This is a genomic window from Paenibacillus sp. OK076, from assembly GCF_900110055.1.
Taxonomy (GTDB): domain Bacteria; phylum Bacillota; class Bacilli; order Paenibacillales; family Paenibacillaceae; genus Paenibacillus.
Genome location: NZ_FOCH01000002.1, coordinates 863,989 through 883,432, shown reverse-complemented (window position 1 = coordinate 883,432; position 19,444 = coordinate 863,989). Strand labels below are relative to the sequence as shown.

Genomic DNA, 19,444 nt, shown 5'->3' with positions numbered 1-19,444 from the left:
CTACGCATCGTCGCCTTGGTGAGCCGTTACCCCACCAACTAGCTAATGCGCCGCAGGCCCATCCCCAAGTGACAGATTGCTCCGTCTTTCCAGTTTCCTTCAGGAGAAGAAAACAACTATTCGGTATTAGCTACCGTTTCCGGTAGTTGTCCCAAGCTTGAGGGCAGGTTGCCTACGTGTTACTCACCCGTCCGCCGCTAACCATCTGAGAAGCAAGCTTCTCATCAAGTCCGCTCGACTTGCATGTATTAGGCATGCCGCCAGCGTTCGTCCTGAGCCAGGATCAAACTCTCCAATAAAGTATTGAAAAGAGCGATAAGCTCATTTTGAAACTGACGATTCATTATGAATCAAAAGTTACTATCCATTTGTTCAGTTTTCAAGGAACTTGTTGTCCGTTCGTGTTAATGCTTGTCAACCGGACAGGAATCTTATCTTATCATGTTGACTAACTAACTGTCAACTCTTTTTTTCGTCAGCGTTCAAAGCGTTTCGACAATCATTCGTTTGAGGCGACAAGAAATAATATATCATGATCTAATTTATTTAGCAAGCACTTTTTAATAACCTTTATATAAATGATTTATAATCCACAACTCCCGCTAACTCAAGAGACTCTCAACTACATCATTCGACAGATTATATGAATGCAGAAGGATCAACTCTATTTACATAAAGATACTTCGGGTTACTGAATAAATGAATTCTATTTACTAAAAATAGATGAACACATCTACTTGTGAACAAATAGTATTTAGATAACCACTTAGAGGATACTTTTATATAAGAGGTGTTTCCCCTCCCCTTTTGATGCAAGTGATCCAAACGCTCTATAATAAGGTATATATAATATAGAATAAGGAATGAATATGATACTCCCTCAAGTAGTCACTGACACAATACTCAATAATACTAAATTCAGAACCCTCTCTCTAATCACAATAAGACTTCATTTATATCAAAGATGCTCTGATGAATAACCTATATGGGGTGAACGCAAATGCTGCAATGGCTGAAGAACATTCGAAAGGGTTATGGTAAAAAGCTCGTTTCCATTCATGCCTGGAATGCCTGGATTGTTGTCATCCTCGCGGTAACAGGCCTTATGTTGGTCGGTGGTTTCTGGCGCGAGTTACTTGGGATTGGACGCGTATGGTTAAAGTGGCTACATATTGTCGTCGGGCTAGCTATGCTGGCACCCGTGGTGTATTACTTACTTTTGGCCGGAAAGCATTGGAAACAACTTCGTAATCGGCCTTGGCAAAGAGCAAATACAATCGTTGTTCTTATACTGCTGGTAGGGTGGCTGTTATCAGGAATTGTGTTATGGCAGTTCAAGCTCGCTGGGCCGAGATTGTCGAATACCGCGCTTCTGGTTCATGATTTGCTGACATGGTTTGGCCTGCCTTATATTATCTACCACTCCATCACGCGAACGAAATGGTTAAAAGATCCTGCACGCCGTGCAGTAAAAGCAACGACAGTTGTAGCAGAGGGTAGAAATATGGTGCATCCAGCTGATGCTCCTGATGAAAATACGACGCCAGCTGCGTTAGTTTCCACCGAATCTATACGTACCATTAAGGAGAGTCCTGTCCATCAACCAGAGAAACCTCAACCCGTGTATACACGGCGGGCCTTTATTCGGTCTGCTGTAGGCGTGAGCCTAGCTGTGACTTTAGGGCCTACTTTTATATCATGGGTTGGACGAAACCTCAAACTAGACAACAGTATAGATAGCATGCTGGAGAACGATCCCAATCACATGGTGCCTTTGCCACAAGCACTGCCAGCTTCCTCACCGCCCGTCGGAGGCGGGGCTGAAGGACATTTTCGCGTATACACCGTAACACCGATACCTTCCTTTTCCAATGCAAACTGGTCATTCCGGATTGATGGGCTCGTTGAACGGGCGCAAGTATGGAACTGGGAGCAGTTTGTGAAGCTTGCACGTACCGTTCAGGTCAGTGACTTTCATTGCGTTACAGGCTGGTCTGTATATAAGAACACCTGGGAAGGCATATCTCTTAAGCAACTATTGAACCAAGCCGGCGTAAAACCCGAAGCGCACAGCGTTAAGTTCTACTCCGGCGATGGTGTATATACGGACGCCATTACGATGGATCAAGCTCAGATGGAGGATATTATGGTAGCTGTCATGCATGATGGTAAACCGATTCCAGCAGATCTGGGCGGTCCGGTACGATTGGTCATTCCCCAGATGTATGCCTATAAGTCCGTCAAGTGGCTGAATCGTATTGAACTGATTGACAGCGAACATATCGGATACTGGGAAGAACGAGGTTACGACAAGGATGCATGGCTTACTGGCGCTTCTCAGGCGCGTTCCTGATTGGAGTTACTGTCGATATACAGTTGAGTTTAAATAAATGTGCAAACCAAAGACCCCCGTTCCACTTATCGTGGTACAGGGGTCTTTAAGTTATCTATTACTTATTCGAGTTACGCTGCGATTTAATCAAAGCCTACTCCACATTCAGAATCTATCCTTCTTGATTCAAAAGACGTACAAGTTCGTCCTCATCCTCAATGGTAGGAATGCCGAGATCATGAGCTTTGGTCAGTTTAGAACCTGCCTTCTCTCCGGCTATAACGAGGTCTGTCTTTTTGGAGACACTGCCCGTTACCTTCGCTCCAAGTGCTTCTAGTCGTTGCGTCGCTTCTTCCCGCGTGAGTTGATGCAGCGTTCCGGTCAGCACGACCGTTTTGCCACTGAAGAAGGAATCTTCCACAATCGCTGCTGGTGCCTCAGGTGCCTGGGCTTTCACACCCAAATTCAGCATCTTCTCGATAGCTGCCTGTGTAAACGGGTCTGCAAAGAAAGTCACGATGCTCTCAGCTACAATGCCGCCTACGTCCGGAAGTTCAACGAGCTCCTCTGCCGTTGCATTCATAATGGCATGCAGGTCGCGATAATGGTCAGCCAGCATACGTGTAGTTGATTTACCTGTGTTCGGAATACCCAGTGAGTATAGGAACGAAGCGAGGTCACGATCCTTGCTCTGCTCTAGGGCAGCAATAAGGTTGTTTGCTTTCTTCTCACCAAACCGCTCCAGCTTCACCAAATCATCGAATTGCAATGTATACAGGTCAGCGGGCTCACGCACATTCAATTCATCGTACAGTTGAATCGCCGTTTTCTCGCTGAATGTCTCAATGTCCATTGCATCACGGGAAGCAAAATGAGAAATCCGGGCCACCGTCTGCGGTTTGCACGCCAGCTTGTTGTTACAGAACAAATGCGCTCCACGCTGTTCCAGCGGGAATCCACATGCCGGACATTGCTCAGGGAATACAATCTCCTCGCCGTCACTCTCTTCAGTCACTTTACCCAGGATTTCAGGAATGACATCATTGGAACGACGGATAAAGACACGTGTACCCAAGGCAAATTTCAGATTTTTCCGCTCAATGTCACCTACGTTATTCAACGTGCAGTTCTGTACCGTTACCCCAGCTAACTCAACCGGTTCAACTCGAGCAAGTGGTGTCACTTTACCGGTACGGCCCACATTCCAGACAACAGAGTTCAGAACGGTCGTGGTCTCTTCCGCCTCAAACTTGTAAGCTACCGCCCAACGAGGGAATTTATCGGTGTAACCCAGTACCTCACGGGTGCGCATGTCTGTGATTTTGATAACAGCTCCATCAATCAGGTAGTCCAGTTGACCACGGCTCTCCTGTATCGCAGCCAATTGCTCCATCACATCATCAAACTCATGGAAATACGTAATGGATGGATTGACTTTGAATCGATTCTCACGGAGAAAGTCCATCATCTCCTGATGGTTGGCAAACTGAATATCATCCGAATAACCTACATTATAGAAATAGGCGTTCAACCGCCGCTCAGCGGTAGTCTTCGGATTCAGGTTGCGCAGTGCTCCTGCTGCGGCATTCCGGGCATTTTTAAGCGGCTCTGCTGCTGTTTCATTATAACGATTCAATACAGACAGGTTCATGATGCCTTCACCCTGGACTTCAATCGTGCCGCCTGTATAAGGTATTTTGAGGGGAACCGACTTAATCGTTCTAACCTGAGCCAAAATGCCCTCGCCTACGGTTCCGTTTCCACGCGTAGAGGCTTGAACCAACTCACCGTTTGTGTACGTTAGATTCAGGGTCAAACCGTCAAACTTCAGTTCAATCACATAGCCAGGTTCGGGCAACGGATTGTCCGGATTTTTGGTGTTGTAGTCATTGACCAGCTTGAGCACGCGAGTATTCCAGCTTCGCAGCTGCTCTATATTCTGGGCTTTGTCCAAGCTCCACAATGAGGATAAATGTCGATGCGGTGTAAACCCTTTGAGCAGTTCACCACCCACACGCTGTGTCGGAGAATCAGGCAAAACCATACCACTCTCCTGTTCCAGCGTAACCAGTTCGTCGTACAGAAGATCATACTCCTTATCACTGATCTGCGGCTGATCCATCGTGTAGTACTGATAATTATGCTGGTTCAGCTCGGTAACGAGTTGCTCCATCCGGTGCATCGGGTCCATACAGGGCCATCCCTCCGTTATTATAATTTGGATCTATGTAGAACGAACGTTAGAGCAATCTCTACGTTCGTTCATGAATATCTATTCCACTTTGGTGATTGGGGCAAAGCCTGCAAGCAGACGTTTTAGGCCAACCGGGGCCGGGAATGCGATCTGAAGCTCTGTGTCATTACCCGAGCCTTTCACCCCAACAATGGTACCTGTTCCCCATTTTCCGTGTTGTACTTTATCTCCTGCTTTGAAACCATCAGAACCAGCTCCGGCAGCAACCGGTTTAGATGCCGACGACGGGGCAGGCGTGCTGGATGTGCTGGACGACGTACTCATGGTAACCCGTGAGGAAGTAACTGACGAAGCGGAAGAACCGCTTTGGCTCTGACGATCAAACAGCTTGCTTGCTCCGCCACCAAAATTGCTCCCTCCACTTGCACCAAGTCCACGGCCACCATATGATCCACCTGCGCTGCTACCACGACGATAGCGGTCACGAGCGATGGAGGTATCTTCTTTGAGCTCATCCGGAATTTCATCCAGGAAGCGTGAAGGCGGGTTCGCCGTTGTGCGTCCGAACAAGGTCCGCATTTGTGCGCAAGACAGGAAGAGTTGTTCTTCCGCACGCGTAATGCCCACATAAGCCAGTCTGCGTTCTTCCTCCAGCTCCTCGTTATCCATAAAGGCCCGGCTGTGCGGGAAAACTCCCTCCTCCATACCAACGATAAAGACGACAGGGAATTCCAGACCTTTGGCACTGTGCATCGTCATCAGAGTAACCGCGTCACTCTGATCCTCTTCATCATCGTTCATGCTGTCGATATCCGCAATCAGTGCGAGATCGGTGAGGAACGAAACAAGTGTTTTGTCTTCATTATTTTTCTCAAATTCCATGGTAACGGACAGAAACTCATCAATGTTCTCGAGCCGTGCACGGGATTCAAGTGTGTTTTCATTTTGCATCTCAAGTCGGTACTGGCTCATCTCGAGAATCTTCTCGGTCAATTCGGTCACAGACAAGTATTCTACCATCTGATGCAGCGCGGCGATCATGTCATAGAACTCCACCAGCGCATTCCGCGTTCGACCGGCAAAACCGAGATCGTCCACGACCTGAAGCACACGGTATATTGAAATCCCTCGTTCTCCTGCTGCAGCTGCCAGCTTCGCTACCGTTGTATCACCAATGCTGCGTTTCGGTACATTAATAATCCGGGTAAGGCTGATGTCATCATCAGGGTTGGAAAGCAGGCGCAGATACGCCAAAATGTCCTTGATCTCTTTACGATCATAGAACTTGATGCCGCCAACGATCTGATACGGAATATCAGACTTGATCAGAATTTCCTCTATAACCCGGGACTGGGCATTGGTACGGTACAAAATAGCATGGTTCTGATAGGATTTGCCGTTCTTCACATTTTTACTAATCTCGGACGTTACAAAATACCCCTCATCATGTTCGGAATCCGCACGGTACACCTTGATCTTTGAGCCACCCTCTTTGTCCGTCCACAGTTTCTTCGGTTTGCGCCCAGTATTCAGGCCGATTACCTCGTTTGCTGCATTCAGGATATTCGAAGTGGAACGATAGTTCTGCTCGAGCAAAATCGTATTGGCTTCAGGGTAGTCTTTCTCAAAATTCAGGATGTTGCTAATATCCGCTCCACGCCAGCGATAGATGGATTGGTCACTATCCCCTACGACGCAGATGCGGTGATGACTATCAGCGAGCATACGGCACAGCATGTACTGCGCACGGTTGGTATCCTGGTACTCATCCACGTGAATGTACTGGAATTTCTTTTGGTAAAAGTCGAGAACTTCCGGTACCTCTTTGAAAAGTTGAATAGTTGCCATGATGAGATCGTCAAAGTCAAGCGAGTTGTTAGCACGGAGCCGTTTCTGGTACATCTTATACACTTTCGCCACAATGCCTTCAAAATAGTCAGCAGCCTGCTTCTCATATTGCTCCGGACTGATCAATTCATTCTTCGCGGTGCTCATCATCGATTGAACAGCTTTTGGTTCAAATTTCTTGGTGTCGATGTTTTGGTCTTTCATACAACTACGAATGACAGATAATTGGTCAGATGAATCCAAAATGCTGAAATTGGAGGTGAAGCCGATGCGTTCAATGTCACGGCGCAGAATACGCACGCACATGGAGTGGAACGTTGATACCCAGATGTCACGACCCTGAGAGCCGCCAACCAGTTGGGATACCCGGTCTTGCATCTCGCGTGCTGCTTTGTTCGTAAACGTAATAGCCAAAATGCCCCACGGGGGTGCTTTCCGTGTTGCAATAAGATAAGCAATCCGGTGTGTGAGCACCCGCGTCTTGCCACTGCCGGCTCCAGCCATAATCAATAGCGGTCCATCCGTCGCCTCGACGGCTTGCCGTTGAGGGGTGTTAAGCCGTGCAACGGCATCATGTATATTTACAGGTTGCATGCATGCATGCTCCTTTCGTTGGTTAATCGGTTAAGCAAAATCAGAAGGTTACACTTGTCACTCCGATGGCAGTACCATCTTCCGATCGTTGTTATCCCCAGATTTTTTGATCCCCTTCTTCAAAGGGAAAATCCGGTGATAAACACGACCACTTCGTTTCTTCAGATTGGTTCTGCCCTCTCCGTTATTGTGTAAACGTAATTGTGCTTAATATAACTTTTTAATTAGTAAGGTCAAAGTTCTATTTTAACAGATCAAGAGGGGAAATTGGGGGAATGGTAAACTCAACCGATTAAACAGATTGTTTCACAGCTTGGACCGTCTCCAGCGCCTTGTTCAAATCACTGTAAACAATGTTGCCAACCACTACGGTGTCTGCGACCTGTGCGGCTTGTCCAGCTTTCTCCGGACTATCAATCCCGCCGCCATAGATGAGATGCGCCTTGGTGAGTTGTCTGTGTGTCTCTCCAACCAGCTCCATATCTCCAAACGTTCCGCTGTACTCCATATATACGATAGGCAGGTTCAGCAGACGTTCCGCAGCCTGGGCGTAAGCAACTGCAGCATCCGTCGTTAATTCCGTATCCGCTCCGGTCATTCGGGCAACAGTGGATTCGGCATTGAGGACAATATAGCCTTCTGCAATAAGCAAATCCCATGGAATCAGATATCCGTAACGCTCGATGGCTTGCTGGTGCTGTCCGATCATCCATTTGCTATCCGTTGCATTCAGCACCATCGGAATCAGATATCCGTCAAAACCAGGCACAACTGCCTCCAGCTCGGATACTTCAAGCACGCAGGGCAGCTCGTAGCGACGTACTCTGGACATCAGGTCCACCGTGTTGTCATAGGTAATTCCCGAAGACCCGCCAACAATAATGGCATCGGTTCCCGACATGCAGATCAGGTCGAGTGCTTCATCCGTTATTTCCCGGTCCGGGTCTAGCTTAAATACATGTCTCCACTGCTTAATCATGTCTATCAACGAACATTCCTCCAGAGGTTCTTCTGCATCCTAAAAAGCTTGTAAACTAAGTCTAAGTCAGCAGGCAGTGAGTGTCAATGTTCGTATAAAAAGGGGAACAAAAAAACACAGACTTTTCCCTGGAATTGCAGGAGAAGCCTGTAATTTTAGATGGCAGGGGTGTAATGCAACAAAATTTAAGTCAGCGCCTGGTGTTACTACGAACACGAACATGCATATCTTAGGTGGGGTTAAACAGTCTCAAGTAGGAGCAACTGCATGATTTGAAGCACTATTTAATACTTAAGGCTTCCAGGCAAAACGTGTGTTCATCTCATCCAGTTCCTGCTCGGTTAATACATCCGAATACACGCCGTACACGCCCCATTTCTCATAGTTCGCTACCTGGTCGGTGTCATTAATGGTATGCACGTAGGTGACGGCTCCTGCCTGCTTCAGCTTGGCAACAAAATTCTGGTTTACTTTATATTCCGGCATGGTTACGGCATCGATGTCATTCTTTTGTACAAAATCAACCACCTGAGCTTCAGTATCCTGCGTAGCGTAAAGAGTATAGATAATAGAAGGAAACGCGTAGATTTCTTTCACGGTTTCGAGCATCGGCTCGTTATAGATCTGAACTACAACCCGATTAAGGATTGAAGGGTCATGTTTCTTGGCTGCGTCCACGAGTGATTTTAGCACCTGCTGAATATCCTCGTCCTTCTGTTCTTTGGTATCAGTCACGATATACATATCCGGGTACTTGGCCAGTACATCCATAATGCCTTCGGCATCCATCGGTTGGTACATGCCCAGAATGGGCGTATTCATAAATTCATCATGTGTCAATGCTCCAGCCTGTTTGTCTTCGGGTAACTCCTCGTCCTGTCCCAGCATTTTGCTCATGTTGGCGGTCCATTCATGTCTGGCTACTGCTTTGCGGTCCGAGGTCAGCATAAAGTCAATCTCAAACACCCGTGTACCCTTCTCATAGTTGGCAATCATCGCCTCATAGGCGTTGGTGTAAGGCTGCTCACGGATACTGCCCATCGCATGAGCAATCAGTCGATAGGCCGTAAACCCATCATGCTGCTCCTCACTTTGACTGTCATAGGCAAAAAAGAGTGTGCCCACGGTTACGATGAGTAGTATAATGACGGCGGCAATTCGTTTCATATGGCGTTCACATCCTTAGTAAGGTGTAGGGAAGAAAGAAAGTATGATAATTATGATATGACGAAGCATGTGCGGTATTTCCTTTTTGATAGCTAACTACCCTGATTGGAGAGGTGTAAAACAAAAAGCCGCCCGAAGGCGGCTGTTAAATCTAGGGGTGCAGTATTTCGGATGGATAAGAAGCAGCATCTATTCGGCTTGTTGTATACTCAATTCATTCAGAAATGCGATCAAAGCTTCACGCCAAGCTCTCATGGGTGGCAGACCGTTTGTACGAATAGCGAGATGATCCATTACGGAATATTGAGGTCGAGGAGCAGGACGTGGGAATTGTCCGGTGGTGCACGGCTCGAGAACAGCATTCTGTTTGAATCTGGATTGCTTGGATGCTTCTTCTGCAATCGCCTGTGCAAATTCATACCAGGTGCATGTTCCAGAATTAGAGGCATGGTAGATACCATATTTCTCAGTTAATGAAAGGTTACTCACGAGTCTGGCTAAATCCACAGTATATGTGGGCGACCCTTGTTGATCATGAACCACCTGCAGTCGGGGACGCTTCTCCAGAAGTTCCAGCATGGTTTTGACAAAATTACTGCCGCGTACTCCAAACACCCAGGATGTTCGTATAATAAACCATCGCGTGCAGAGACTCTCGACCAATCTCTCTCCGGCAAGCTTTGACTTGCCATACACGGTCTGCGGGTTCGTCAAATCAAATTCCTGATAAGGTCTCGTTGCGGTGCCATCAAATACGTAATCGGTACTAATATAGATCAGTTTGGCTTTCACTTTCTCTGCAGCAACGGCTATATTTCTAGTGCCTGTTACATTGACTGTGTACGCCATATCCTCATCTGACTCGGCCTTATCAACGGCTGTATAGGCAGCACAATGAACGATGATGTGAGGCTGAAAAGCGTTAATGGTATCTCTGCATTGCTGTTGGTCTGTAATGTCCAATTGATCCCTGTCACAGGCCATGACATCATGACCACCTGCTTGAAAGGTCTTTACAACGTCGTATCCGAGCTGTCCCGCAGCCCCTGTAACCATCACTCTATACTTCATTCTGCAGGATCACCCATTCTATTACCATACTGAAGCTTTACATAATCTTGATACGTACCCGATTGAATTCGTGTCCACCATTCCTGATGGTTCAGATACCACTGGATGGTTTCCTTGATCCCTGTCTCAAAATTGTGCACGGGCTTCCAGCCAAGTTCGGTATGCAATTTGGTCGGGTCAATCCCATAACGTCGGTCGTGGCCCAGTCGATCCTTTACATATTGAATCAAACTTGCAGGTTTGCCTAGTTGTTCTAGAATCTTTTCAACAATATATATATTAGTACGTTCATTATTTCCCCCGATGTTATATACCTCTCCAATCTTGCCATTATGAATGACCAGATCGATAGCACTACAGTGATCTTCTACATAGAGCCAATCACGAATATTAAGCCCATCCCCATAGACAGGAATAGCCTCATCATTTAATGCACGAGATATAATAAGCGGTATAAGCTTCTCTGGAAATTGGAAAGGTCCATAATTGTTCGAACAACGTGTAATGTTTACAGGCAAACCAAAGGTTTCATGATACGCTCTTACAAGCAAATCCCCACCCGCTTTACTGGCAGAGTAAGGACTGTTCGGCATTAGAGGCGTCTCTTCTGTAAACAAACCTGTTGGACCAAGCGAGCCATATACTTCATCCGTAGACACCTGAACATATTTGGTAACCTGATATTTTTTCGCGGCATCCAGCAACACCTGAGTTCCAAGTACATTGGTGCGCACAAAAATATCCGGGGACAGAATGCTGCGATCCACATGAGACTCAGCCGCAAAATTGACGATTACATCGATCCCTTGGGAGATAATTTGTTCCATCTGTTGTACGTCAGTGATATCCGCTCGGATAAACGTATATTGAGAATTCGATTCTACCGATTGCAAATTCTCAAGGTTGCCCGCATACGTTAAGGAATCCACGTTAACAATTTCATAATCAGGATGTTCACGAAGCATATACATCACAAAGTTGCTGCCAATAAATCCAGCCCCTCCAGTAACGAGCAGTTTCATGTTATCTCTCTCCTTCTGCCCCCAGATACTGTACGATCCGAGAAGCTTGTTTTAGTTACCCAAAATTCAGTTCCGCTCCTTGAAGTAAAGGATGCTTCTGATCTTTCTCGGAGAGAATGGGATCCGACACAGGCCAATCAATTCCGAGCGCTGGATCGTTCCACAAAATACCCCTGTCATGTTCAGGCGAATAGTATGCATCCACCTTGTATGTCACCTGTGTATGTGGCACCAGTGTACAGAATCCATGAGCGAAACCTTGAGGGACAAGCAACTGCCGCTGATTATACTCACTGAGAATGACACTTTTCCACTGTCCGAAGGTTGGTGAAGTGGTACGAATATCTACAATAACATCATAAATGGCTCCAGATATAACTCTGACCAACTTGGTCTGTGCTCTGGGCTGAAGCTGGTAATGAAGTCCACGAAGAACTCCAGCTTCTGCGGACAGGGATTGATTGTCCTGAACGAATACATGATGTATACCATTTTCATACAGAACACGTTCATTATAACTTTCCATGAAATATCCCCGATGATCGCCATAAACCTTAGGTTCCAATATAGCTGCGCCATCCATAAACAGCGGAATCACCTTCATGTTATCCCTCCGTTATTGCTATTAACAGCATTTCTTCATATTAATCTATGTATATGTAAGGCGTCGGGCAAGTGATCGTTCATTGGCCTGGTTAAATCATGATATTTCAATACTGTTCCATAAAAGAATAAAAACCCAGCCGGTGTCTAACTTTCGGCTGGGTTTAATCATAGCTATTTCTCTATTTGTTCTGTACTATCTGCTCCAAATACTTCAACAAATCCTCCCGCAAATCCGGGCGCTGAAGTGCATAATGAATCGTGGTTTCAATAAAACCAAGTTTCTCCCCAACATCATGACGTAGGCCATCAAAGTGATAGGCAAGAATCTGTCGTTGGTCATTCAGACGGGACAAGGCATCCGTTAATTGGATTTCTCCACCCACGCCAGCAGACTGCTGACCTAGGATATCGAAGATATCTGGCGTCAGAATATAACGTCCCATAATCGCCAGATTGGAAGGTGATTCATCCGTCTTCGGTTTCTCGATCAAACGACGCGCGCGGTACACACGATCTTCGGTGCGAGAGAGCAATTCCCCATCCACAATGCCGTAACGTGACACTTCGCTCCAATCAACAGGCTGTACACCTACGATCGGAGATTGCAATTCATCATAGACTTCGATCATTTGCTGAAGACAGGGATGATTGGACTCCACAATGTCATCTCCTAGCAAGACAGCAAATGGTTCATTTCCGATAAACTTGCGGGCACACCAGATGGCGTGTCCAAGACCTTTCGGTTCCTTTTGACGGATATAATGGATGTCTGCCATCTCGGAGGGTTTGCGAACTTCATTCAGCAGATCCCATTTCTGTTTACCAGCCAGGTTCTGTTCCAGTTCGAATGAATAGTCAAAATGATCCTCGATGGCCCGTTTACCTTTACCTGTCACGATAATGATATCCTCAATGCCTGAAGCCACAGCTTCTTCAATAATGTACTGAATCGTCGGCTTATCGACGATGGGCAGCATTTCCTTGGGCATCGCCTTCGTGGCAGGCAGAAACCGGGTACCGAGCCCGGCTGCTGGAATAATTGCTTTACGGATGCGCATGCTGAGCCCCACTCCTTTTTTTTGCTAGAGTCATATTTAAATATATTAAATGATGGCAAACTCCAATGTGATTGGACTTCATTATACCATCAGCAGTTCCCGGATATCCTGCTCGGATAAGGTAGTCGATCCTCGATCTCCGGGTTCAATGACTTCGGCAATCAAATCTTTTTTGCGCTGCTGCAGTTCCAGAATCTTCTCCTCAATTGTACCTTCCGTAACGAGGCGGATAACCTGTACGACTTGTTTCTGTCCCATACGATGGGCACGTCCAATGGCCTGTTCTTCAACTGCGGGGTTCCACCACAAATCATATAAAATAACCGTATCTGCACCCGTTAAATTCAATCCGGTACCGCCAGCCTTCAACGAGATCAGGAACAGTTCGGCTTCGCCCTCATTGAATCTGCGGCACATTTCTACCCGACTCTGGGCAGGTGTCTGACCATCTAGGTAGAACAAATCTCTCCCCTGTGCAGCGAGCGTCTGTCGAATCAGATTCAGCATGCTAGCGAACTGGGAGAAGATGAGAATTCGCTTGCCAGCAGCCAGACAATCCTGCACCGTCTCCAGCAGCTGTTCCATTTTCCCGGAATCCCCTTGATACCCCTCCACAAAGAGAGCCGGATGACAGCACAACTGGCGCAGGCGTGTAATACCAGCCAGAATTTTAATGCGGTTCTTCTGAAAACCGTTCTCTTCCATATCCTTTGATGTCTCATCCTGAAGCTGTGACAGGTACGCGGCATACAGTTTCTTCTGTTCGTCCTTCAGCTCGGAGCGTTGTACGGTTTCAATACGATCCGGCAATTCCTCCAGCACATCTTTCTTCAGACGGCGGAGAATAAACGGACGGACCATTCGCGCGATCCGTTCAGGAGGCAGATCCCGGAATCTGCGATAACTTGGAAACAAACCCGGGAAGACGGCTTCAAAGATTGACCACAACTCATCCAATGAGTTTTCCACGGGTGTTCCTGTAAGAGCAAAGCGACGTGGTGCCTGAATCTGTTTAACAGCCTGAGCCGTCTGGGAAGAAGCATTCTTGATCGCCTGGGCTTCATCCAAAATAAGCGTATGAAACGTTCTTCCGAGATATGTGTCCAGATCGCGGCGCAATAGCGGGTAGGACGTCACAATGACATCTGCATCATCCATACCTTCGAGCATACTGGCTCGTTCGTCTTTGTGCCCAGCTGCAATCAGCACTCGCAAATGCGGCGCAAATCGGGCAAATTCATTCGCCCAGTTGTACGTTAATGAAGCTGGTGCAACGACGAGTACCGGGGGATGAGCAGTTTGTTGGTCTAACATTCCGGCCTGCACTTCATCTGGGATGTTACTCTCGAAAGTTCCCTCATCGACAGTGTGACTAGCATCACCTGGATTGCTAATGTGCAGTTTCGGCTTTTCTTTCAGTTCTGCCGCGATATAGGCGATACTTTGCAGCGTTTTACCAAGTCCCATATCATCTGCCAGAATGCCGCCAAATCGGTAAAATGCGAGTGTACGCAGCCACTGGTATCCACTCGCCTGATAATCACGCAGCACAGGAGCAAGCGTATCCGGCAGTGCAAAATCCATCCGCTCGGGATCACGAAGATCATCCAGGAAACGTTTCAGGGAACCTCCCCACTTCACATGGCCCGAAACCTCGTCCCGGCCAGGAAGCTGCAACGCTCGAACTGCCGGCATCCGAATATGACTGCCCTTGATATCGCCCGACGCAAGTCCAAGCGAGTCCGCCATGTGTGCGAAGCTGTCCGCTCCTTCATTTTCGAGAGAGACAAACACACCGCTGCGCAAGCGGAAATACGGTTTCTTTTCTACAATGCTGCGCATAATTTCCTGAAGCTCCAGCTCATCTACACCTTCCATCTCGAATGAGATCTCCAGCCAGTCCAAGCCTTTGCCCAGATCTGCACGAACTTTGGGCGGTGTCGGATAGGATTGCACCATGGCCTTCACCGTATTCGGAATATAGATATCTACCTGCTTCTCAAGCTCTGGAAGCAGATGGTACATCACATCGTATACCGCATCTTCTCGTTCACTTGCCCATACACTGCCATCCCGTTCCAGGAAAGAGCGATCTAGTCGGTCGATCAGGTTACGCTCCGCATGACGGTCACGTACCAAAATCACCTTTTTCTCTTCCTCATCGATCAAATATTCGGCCAGCGGATTAATCACCATTACACCATAATCAAACTCCAGACGCGCAGTAATCCGTTCTCGGTAGAAATCGATATACAACTTTGGCGCAAGCTCCGGTTCTGCGATTCGTTCTCTCACCTGGGAGTCGATGGACAGATGTCCAAGTGTACGTAGTTCCGGCACTACATGCTGCACAAATTCATCCACCTGCTGAGCTGAAATATCGATACTTTCCTTGATTCCATAAGAAGTGAGCGCTCTGCTCAAATCCTCCAGACTTCGCATCTGCATCGGCTCCAACATATGCAATTGCCCTTCCACTACGGCAGCATCATAGGCTGGAAGAAGAATCAACTCACGCAATCCGGAGATCTCCAGCTGATATCCTTCATTAGTCCCCTGTGCAATACGGTAAAATAATGGCAGTGCCCCCTCGCCCAAAGTGAGCGGTCCATTCGCTAACCCTGTTCCCTCCATCCGGCTATCTGCCTGAAGCAGCAAATCCAATAGAGGCTTCCAGACCAGAGGAGCAATCAATATATCTCTTCCGTCTGAAGCACCCAAGTAACCGGAGATGGATTCGCGGTAAGCCTCCTCACTCTGCCTCATCCGGATAAGCATAGACAGGATGGCCTGATCCTGGGGACTAAAATAATGCATTGAAGGGTCATAGAAAAATAGCTTGGTAAACGACATTGGCTCACCATTCTCAATGCAATTCAGGAATTGCTTCACTTTCTGAACGACATACAGGCGTTTATTTCCGACCTTCAGTTCGAGTGCGAGCTTGGCTCCGCCTTTGTGAACTTGCACAAGCTTGCATATAAATTGGAGCTGCAGCTCCTCCCGCAATGAAGACCGGGTTACAGGCGCAGTGTATTTACGATCATTTGATTGCAGGGGGCTGCGTTCTTTGGCAAACATGGAAAGAATCTGATCGGCTGTGCGGTACGAAGGTTTATCTGCTGATCTGCCCCATCCAGGAGCAGAGCTTGGACGACCTGCTTGAGCGAAATGCACAGACGGACGATCCCTATCCGCATGGTCATCAAGCTTGGAATCGGAAGGCAATGGCTCGGCTGCAAAGGCCTGAGCAGATGAAGTTGAATGAGATCCCACATTCATTACTGAGTCGGTATTTGAAATGGAGTTTGGACGCTCCCACTCCTTCTCCTCCACCAGCGTTCCTACTCTGGAAGCGGAGCCACGATCAGGTTTAGACACCAGCTTCGACGATGTTTGAGAGCCCGTGTCACGCTGTTCTCCCCATTCATGGATCGCCAGCAAAACGGCAGCCACATGTTTGCAATAGTCATAATATCTCCCATCGCCCGGACAGCTGCATCCGGCAACCACCTCACCTGCATCATCCAGATCAACCGTTACTTTGTATCGTTCTGTACCTCGAACCACAGCTTCGTAATGGCGTTCATCGTGACTGGCGAACAGGTTGGTCACCCTGCCAGATTGGTTATACGCTTCTCCCCGTTTGAATGCCGTGACCCCGCACAGCAATTTGATATCCATCATCGTGAATGGCGCCACGGTTCTTCGCCTCCTATATTACTCTGACAAACAAGATACCACATACGAATTTAGTATCGGTATAATTCAAGTCTCTTTTATAGAAAAAACCCCAAGAGCTCCGTAAAGCAGAGATTGGGGTTGCTTCAAACTTTCATGCCTGTTGCGTTGCTGATTGTTCCAGTTTCGATCTATTATTTCACCAGTTGACCACGCGTTACGCCAAGCTGGTTTGTTGCTTTCAGTGTTTTCCAAACTTGTGTACCACTGATCTCGCCACGCAGAGCACGGTTGTACAGATCAATAACCTCGCGCACTTGCTCTGGAGTTTCCTCCAGGAATTCCACACGGTAACGGGATACACCCAGATCCATGAAGTTGGTCAGGTATTCAGCACCAGATTGTTCCACTGCATTATACACGGTATTACGGCAGCCTTCGTCCACACGTACCGGGTGGGACATACCGATCCGGTCTTGCAAGGAAGCCCGGTGATCTTCACATGGACGTCCACAGTTCGTATAGTCCGTTCCTTCACTCATAAACGTACAGTACACACAGTGCTCGGTATGGAACATCGGCAGATGCTGATGAATAACGACTTCCGTCTGACTTGTACGGGAGTGTCCCAGCAAATCAACCATTTGCTGAATGTTCAGGTCATAAGAAGGTGTAATCCAGTCACAACCTGCTTCCAGGAACAGTTCCACTGCTTTGTGATTGGCAATGTTCAGCGAGAAGTCACCGATCAATTCAGGGTGCTTCGCATCCGGATTCTCCATCCGATGGCGCAAGTAGAAGTACAATGCACCCGTATTACGTACGAGCACAGCATCCGGCTGCAAACGCAGGATGTTGTTGTGATACCCGTTCTCGCCAGGCATATGAATGCGTGGTGTTGCCAACGCAATCTTGCGGCCTGCGGCACGAACAGCTTCCACTGCTGCCGGGAACTGCTTGATAAACTCGAAGTCGGCATAGATCATGCCGACACCCGCTTCCAGCGCTGCCTCCACTTGTGGCAGGCTGCGGCAGAGCGCGGTCAGCTCCGCATGACCGCGAGCAACTGGCGCTGCCGGTTTAACCGCATCGCCGTAGACTTCCACCGCCCGTTTCACGTAGACGGGCGGTTTAGGGCGCTCGCCCGCGAGTTGTTCCACCGCCTGACGGCGAATGTTATTCAACTCGCGCATCGGGATGATGACGTCACCGTGCAGGTTGACGTCCAATTCTTCCAGCTGGAACACAGTGCCGCCCAGACGTCCGAATTGCTCTTCGAGCAGTTCGTGCGTCATTGGACGCTTCTGGGCAATATCCAGTTCCATCTCGGAATTCACACGGACTGTCGTGCCCTTCTGCACGTCCGTCCACCATGTGCTAAGCGGCTGCCCTGGGCTGCCGATAACTTTTACGTGTACCGGGAAGATACGATAAGGCTTCTCGGTTTCAAAGCTCTGACGCAGACGTTTGTCCAGCGCCGGATCATTCGTTTTCCATACTTTGTCGCCAACTTTCACGCGGCGCAGGTCGACGTCACTACGGCCTGGTACAACGTCCACGATCCAGCCTTCCTCGGCTTCGCCTTCAAGCTTCACGCCTTTGCGACGTACATCGTAGACACGTCCGCCCTCTTCCTTCTTCGTCGGATCTCCGGCATCAAATACGATTCCGTCTCCACGTTTCACTGGTGCATCGAGCTTCAGGACGACACCATCACGCAATACCTGGTCTACACGACCCAAATAGACGCCACGGCTTTTCGGGAACGTACCGTCAACGAGTTGTTTATTGTTCGTTCCGTCCAGGAAACCGTGTGTGAATCCACGAGAGAAGCTCTGCTGCAATTCACGAACTTCTTCCTTACTTGGAGGAGTGTTATCTCCATCAAAGTAACGGTCGATCGCTTTGCGGTATTTACTAACCACGTTGGCCACGTATTCCGGCGTTTTGAGACGTCCTTCGATTTTGAAGGAAGTTACGCCCGCTTCGATCAGTTCCGGCATCAAGTCAATTGCAGCCAAATCCTTCGGAGACAGCAGATACGCCACATCGCCCATCGGTTTATGCTCGCCATCCACCATCAGGTCGTACGGCAGACGGCAAGCCTGTGCACATTCCCCACGGTTGGCGGAACGTCCGCCCCACATTTCAGAAGTCAGACATTGCCCAGAATAAGACACACACAATGCACCGTGGACAAAGACTTCCATCGGCAACTTCGCCTGTTCTCCGATCTTCTGGATCTGCTTGAGGTTGTTCTCCCGTCCAAGCACGACACGTTCCATATCAAACGGCTTCGTAAACTCTACCGCTTCCGGTGACGTAATCGTCATTTGGGTGGAACCGTGAATCGGGAAATCCGGTGAGATCTCGCGAATCATTTTGACCAGACCCAAATCCTGTACAATCACGGCGTCCACACCTGCATCGACACAAGCGTCAATCAGTTCTTTGGCATCCGTCAATTCATTTTCAAAAATCAATATATTAAAGGTCAAAAAACCTTTTACGCCATAACTGTGCAAAAACGCCATAATCTCCGGCAGCTCGTCCATGCGGAAATTGTTCGCCCGTGCCCGTGCATTAAATTTTTCGACTCCGAAGAAAATCGCATCCGCGCCGTTGGCTACCGCCGAACGCATACAATCCCAGTCACCTGCGGGTGCCAGAAGCTCAACGTCTTCTCTTCGTATTGTTGCTGTTTTCATGTGTATCCTCCCCATAACCGGCATAGCCGGATTTCATCCCTGTACCCTGTCTGCTAACATCCTGTACCTTGATCCATACGCCTGCATTGTCACTGTATCGCTATATCTATACATTATGTCTGTATTGCCTGATTCCCAAGCCTACAGTCATTCTTATTTTTCAGAACAGCAGTCATAACTCCTG

The 19,444-nt window shown here is 48.1% G+C and carries 11 protein-coding genes and 1 rRNA gene; 1 reads left to right on the top strand and 11 read right to left on the bottom strand.

The window, feature by feature from the left end:
• A 16S ribosomal RNA gene (locus BMY78_RS22555) occupies positions 1 to 299 on the bottom strand; the annotation flags it as partial.
• A gap of 701 nt (positions 300 to 1,000) precedes the next feature.
• Between BMY78_RS22555 and BMY78_RS22550 the strand changes: the two genes are divergently transcribed.
• Positions 1,001 to 2,353 (top strand): molybdopterin-dependent oxidoreductase, encoded by a 1,353-nt coding sequence (locus BMY78_RS22550; RefSeq protein WP_090903601.1) that lies wholly within the window; start codon positions 1,001 to 1,003, stop codon positions 2,351 to 2,353.
• 151 nt (positions 2,354 to 2,504) lie between these two features.
• Here the strand turns inward: BMY78_RS22550 and ligA are convergent, their stop codons facing one another.
• The 10 genes from ligA to BMY78_RS22500 form a co-directional block, all read right to left on the bottom strand.
• Positions 2,505 to 4,523 (bottom strand): NAD-dependent DNA ligase LigA, encoded by a 2,019-nt coding sequence (gene ligA / locus BMY78_RS22545; protein WP_090903600.1) that lies wholly within the window; start codon positions 4,521 to 4,523, stop codon positions 2,505 to 2,507.
• Between the two features lie 81 nt (positions 4,524 to 4,604).
• Complete coding sequence (gene pcrA, locus BMY78_RS22540; protein ID WP_090903599.1) at positions 4,605 to 6,968, bottom strand: DNA helicase PcrA; 2,364 nt, start codon at positions 6,966 to 6,968, stop codon at positions 4,605 to 4,607.
• A 292-nt stretch (positions 6,969 to 7,260) separates the two neighbouring features.
• Positions 7,261 to 7,947, bottom strand: coding sequence for a heptaprenylglyceryl phosphate synthase (locus BMY78_RS22535; protein ID WP_371129187.1), 687 nt, complete (start codon positions 7,945 to 7,947; stop codon positions 7,261 to 7,263).
• 291 nt (positions 7,948 to 8,238) lie between these two features.
• On the bottom strand, positions 8,239 to 9,114 hold the full coding sequence (locus BMY78_RS22530) for a phosphatidylinositol-specific phospholipase C/glycerophosphodiester phosphodiesterase family protein (RefSeq protein WP_090903597.1): 876 nt from the start codon (positions 9,112 to 9,114) through the stop codon (positions 8,239 to 8,241).
• Positions 9,115 to 9,303: 189 nt separating this feature from the next.
• A complete protein-coding gene (rfbD, locus tag BMY78_RS22525; RefSeq protein WP_090903596.1) occupies positions 9,304 to 10,185 on the bottom strand; it encodes a dTDP-4-dehydrorhamnose reductase in 882 nt (293 codons plus the stop codon).
• Positions 10,182 to 11,207, bottom strand: a complete 1,026-nt coding sequence (gene rfbB / locus BMY78_RS22520; protein WP_090903595.1) for a dTDP-glucose 4,6-dehydratase — start codon at positions 11,205 to 11,207, stop codon at positions 10,182 to 10,184. Before rfbB ends, rfbD begins: the two co-directional genes overlap by 4 nt.
• A 55-nt stretch (positions 11,208 to 11,262) precedes the next feature.
• Positions 11,263 to 11,811 (bottom strand): dTDP-4-dehydrorhamnose 3,5-epimerase, encoded by a 549-nt coding sequence (gene rfbC, locus BMY78_RS22515; RefSeq protein WP_064641968.1) that lies wholly within the window; start codon positions 11,809 to 11,811, stop codon positions 11,263 to 11,265.
• A 181-nt stretch (positions 11,812 to 11,992) separates the two neighbouring features.
• Positions 11,993 to 12,871: a UTP--glucose-1-phosphate uridylyltransferase GalU gene (gene galU / locus BMY78_RS22510; RefSeq protein ID WP_090903594.1), complete on the bottom strand. Its 879-nt coding sequence runs from the start codon at positions 12,869 to 12,871 to the stop codon at positions 11,993 to 11,995.
• A gap of 81 nt (positions 12,872 to 12,952) precedes the next feature.
• Entirely contained in the window at positions 12,953 to 16,573 is a 3,621-nt protein-coding gene (locus BMY78_RS22505; protein WP_090903593.1) for a DEAD/DEAH box helicase, read from the bottom strand.
• A 173-nt stretch (positions 16,574 to 16,746) separates the two neighbouring features.
• Entirely contained in the window at positions 16,747 to 19,260 is a 2,514-nt protein-coding gene (locus BMY78_RS22500) for a U32 family peptidase (RefSeq protein WP_090903592.1), read from the bottom strand.
• Between the last annotated feature and the right edge of the window lie 184 nt (positions 19,261 to 19,444).